This window comes from Streptomyces sp. NPDC051582 (assembly GCF_040681715.1).
Lineage (GTDB): Bacteria > Actinomycetota > Actinomycetes > Streptomycetales > Streptomycetaceae > Streptomyces.
On record NZ_JBFAZJ010000088.1, the window covers coordinates 1 to 3,688 of the forward strand.

The following is a 3,688-nucleotide window of genomic DNA, read 5'->3' on the forward strand; positions in this document are numbered from 1 at the left end:
CGTCGGGAGCATGTCGTCGTTGAGCCACGTCCCTCACGTGCCTCATCGAGCCTTACGAGTCTGAGCTGCTGAAACACTTGACAACCCTAGATAACGATCGCCGCCGACCACATGGGCGACATCCTCTTCTCCACCGACCGCAGGCCCGGCGATCTGTTCCTCGAAGCCGCCGCCGGGACCGGCACCATGGCCCGGGCCGCCGCCGCCACGCTTCGGTTCTTCGGCACCGACCCCGCCGAGTACCGCTGGTGGCTGAACGACCTCGACCCCCTCAACTCCGCATGCTGCGCCGTGAGCGCCCAGCTCTGGAGGCTCGGTCAGCACGTGACCGTCTCCTGCGGAGACGCGCTGAACGACCCCCGGCTCCTGGAGGAAGCGGTACGGGAACGCGCCGAGCGGGCGACCGCCGAGCAGCAAGCCCGGCCCGTGCTGTACCCCACCACGACCCGCCCGCCGTTCTGGCCGTGGCAGTCCGTTCCCCCCTCCTGACCCCAGGGGCGGCGGCCGGCCCCCTGCTGCCGCCGCCCCTCCGCCCCCGCCCGAAACGGAGCACCCCCATGGCCATCAACACGACGCCGCCGCCCGCCATCGCCACCCTGGTCCCCGATTCCGAAGGACACGGAAAGGTGCTGCGGATCGTCTACGCCCACCACCTGGACGGCGAGTCCTTGGCCTTCCAGCTCTTCCACCGATTCGTCCACCGCCTGCACGCGGGGACACCCCTCCCGAACGAGATCACCCGCTCCGAGGTGATGGCCCTCCTCGGTGAACAGGGCGCAGACTGCGCCGAGGGCTGGCACTCCTCGGCGAGCGAGGCCACCGAGGAAGCCTCGGACGAGGCATGGCAGTGGGTCCGGGATCAGGTCAACCGCCTGTTCCCCGGCCTGTCATGGAAGGTCGAGCCCGACCGGCGCATGAACATGCCCGGGATCGACGCCGACCAGGTCGCAGACATCGTCAACCGGGCGCGCCCCCTGGCGTCGGACGTGACCCGCCCGGCCACCATGTTCGACCCGGCGCTCACCTACTACGCAGACGGAACGCATCTGGTCATGCGCGCCAGGGGAACCGAACGGCTTGGGCACGCCTTCGGCATGGCGGACGGCACCCCCTACGCCTTCCAGGCTGTGCGTTGGGAGGACGGTGGCGCCGACCTCATCGCCCCCCACGTTCTGCACCGCGTCGAAACCCGAGCCGAGGGCGACACGGTCTAGGAAATCGCAGGTGCCGGGCCTCGGAATGCCCCGCGGTCCCAGGCCTTGGGGCTCCGCCGGCTACCGGGTCATCCCGACGAGCCGGCCAGCTGACCGAAGCAGGAGGGCCCGGTCGGGCGCTGGGGCGAACCCATCCCCGGCTCAAGATTGTTGTCTCTTAGGTTTTCGATGTGTATATTCGTTGTAGTGAGGGCGGGGCATCGCCCCCAACACAAAGCCACTCCCGAAGGAGCCGCTTCGCGCGGCTCGCCCTGGCCGTGCACGCCCCTCGACGGCCGGGGCCGGCGAGACCCGGACCACCCCCCTGTCCGGGTCTCGCCCCCTTTCGTCCAGCCACTGTCAGACCCTTACGAGAGGATCACCCTCATGACGACTCTTCCCGCCGCTCAGGCGCTGTCCGCCGCGTCCAGCCGCACCGAGTACGAGGCCGCGCTCCAGCTTCTGCGCGACGCCTCACGGACGTACTACGGCGACGGCGACAGCGTCCTGGACGACGTCTCGTACGACCAGCTTCGGCGGTCCGTACAAGCCTGGGAGCAGGAGCACCCCGCCGAGGTCTCCCCGGATTCGCCTACCGGTCTCGTCGCCGACGGGGCCGCGCCCGTCGGCGACGTCGCGCACACCACCCGCCTCCTGAGCCTGGACAACGTCTTTGACGCCGAGGGCCTGGTGGCATGGGGCGTGTCGGTCGAGCGCCGGCTGGGACGCTCTCCGAAGGGCGGGTTCACCGTCGAGCCGAAGATCGACGGCGCTGCCGTGGCCGCCCGGTACCGCAGCGGCCGTCTGGTGCAGATCATCACGCGCGGGGACGGTAGTCACGGCGAGGACATCAGCCACGTCATCGGCCAGATCGACGGTCTCCCCGAGCAACTGACCGAGCCGGTCACCGTCGAGGTCCGCGGCGAGGTCGCCTTTACGCAGGCCCAGTTCGAGACGGCGAACGAGGTCCGGGCCGCTCACAACGCGCAGGTCTTCGCCAACCCCCGCAACGGCACGGCCGGCACGCTCAGGGCGAAGGACCGGCCGTACCGTCTCCGGATGACGTTCTGGGCCTACGGCGCGGTCGAGCTGGACGCGGTCACGTACCTGCCCGCCGGGGCCACCCATGCGGAAACCCTCGCGGCCGTGGCCGCAGTCGGCATCCAGACCACCGCGGACTCCGCGGCAGGGCTCCATGTCGTCGCCGATCTCGGCGCAGCACAGGAGCGGGTGGATGCGATCGCCGCCATGCGTGCGGAGCTGCCCGTCGGGATCGACGGCGTGGTGATCAAGATGAACGACGCGGCGGAGCAGGCGGCGGCCGGGTTCGGCTCTCGCTTCCCTCACTGGGCCATCGCGGTCAAGCTCGCGGCGGTCGAGCGGCAGACCGTGCTGGAAGACGTCGTGTGGCAGGTCGGCCGCACCGGGGTCCTCGCTCCGACCGCGATCCTCACCCCGGTTGAGATCGACGGCTCCACCGTCACCCGGGCCACGCTGCACAACCCCGCTGACATCCGCCGTCGGGACCTCCACATCGGCGACACCGTGACGGTCTACAAGGCCGGCGACATCATCCCCCGCGTGCAGGGGGCCGTGGTCCAGCTGCGGCCGGCGGGGGCGCTGGAGGTAATGCTGCCCGAGGCCTGCCCCAACTGCGGCGGAAAGATCAACAAAGCGCAGGAGAGGTGGCGTTGCGCGCAGGGCAGCGCGTGCGCGCTTCCGGCGCTGATCCAGTACGCCGCCGGACGCGACATGCTCGACATCGACGGCCTCGGCCCGGCGTACGTGGCGGCCCTGGTCGCGTCCGGTGACGTCGCCGACGTCGCCGATCTGTTCACCCTGACCCCCGACCAGCTCACGGCAGCGTCCGGAAGCGCCAAGCTGGCCGCCAAGCTCGCCGAGCAGATCGAGGCCGCCAAGGCACTCCCCCTCAGCCGGGTCTTCTGCGCCCTGGGCGTCCTCGGCACCGGGCGCAGCATGTCCCGCCGCATCGCCCGGCACTTCGGCAGGATGGAAGACATCCGTCAGGCCGACGCAGCCGCATTGCAGGACGTCGAGGGCATCGGTCCCGAGAAGGCCCCGGTCATCGTCGAGCAGGTCGCCGCGCTGGGACCGGTCATCGACAAGCTGATCGCCGCGGGCGTCAACATGGAGGAGCCCCAGGAGCCGTCGGCGGGCGAGGGTGCAGGGCCGCTGACGGGCAAGGTCGTGGTGGTCACAGGCAAGATGACCGGGGTGCTGGCGGCCTACGCGCGGTCCGAGATGAACTCCCTGATCGAGAAGGCCGGCGGGCGCGCGGGCAGCAGCGTCAACGCCAAGACGTCCATCCTGGTCGCGGCACCGTCCGCCGGTGGCAAGCCGAGTTCGAAGGCGGTCAAGGCGGCCGAACTCGGCGTCGAGGTGCTCACGCCGGAGGAGTTCGCCGAGATGGTCGCCGACTACCTGGCCTGACCGGAGGGGGCGAAGTGGCGGGCGCGCAGGGTTGCGCGCCCGCG

Annotated in this window: 3 protein-coding genes; all 3 read left to right on the forward strand. The window is 70.6% G+C overall.

Annotated features, from left to right (window positions below):
• The first annotated feature begins 111 nt into the window (after positions 1 to 111).
• Positions 112 to 489 (forward strand): hypothetical protein, encoded by a 378-nt coding sequence (locus AB0M92_RS39120; protein WP_366107163.1) that lies wholly within the window; start codon positions 112 to 114, stop codon positions 487 to 489.
• 68 nt (positions 490 to 557) lie between these two features.
• Entirely contained in the window at positions 558 to 1,214 is a 657-nt protein-coding gene (locus AB0M92_RS39125; RefSeq protein WP_366107164.1) for a hypothetical protein, read from the forward strand.
• 366 nt (positions 1,215 to 1,580) lie between these two features.
• Positions 1,581 to 3,644: an NAD-dependent DNA ligase LigA gene (gene ligA, locus AB0M92_RS39130; protein WP_366107165.1), complete on the forward strand. Its 2,064-nt coding sequence runs from the start codon at positions 1,581 to 1,583 to the stop codon at positions 3,642 to 3,644.
• The last annotated feature ends 44 nt before the right edge of the window (positions 3,645 to 3,688 follow it).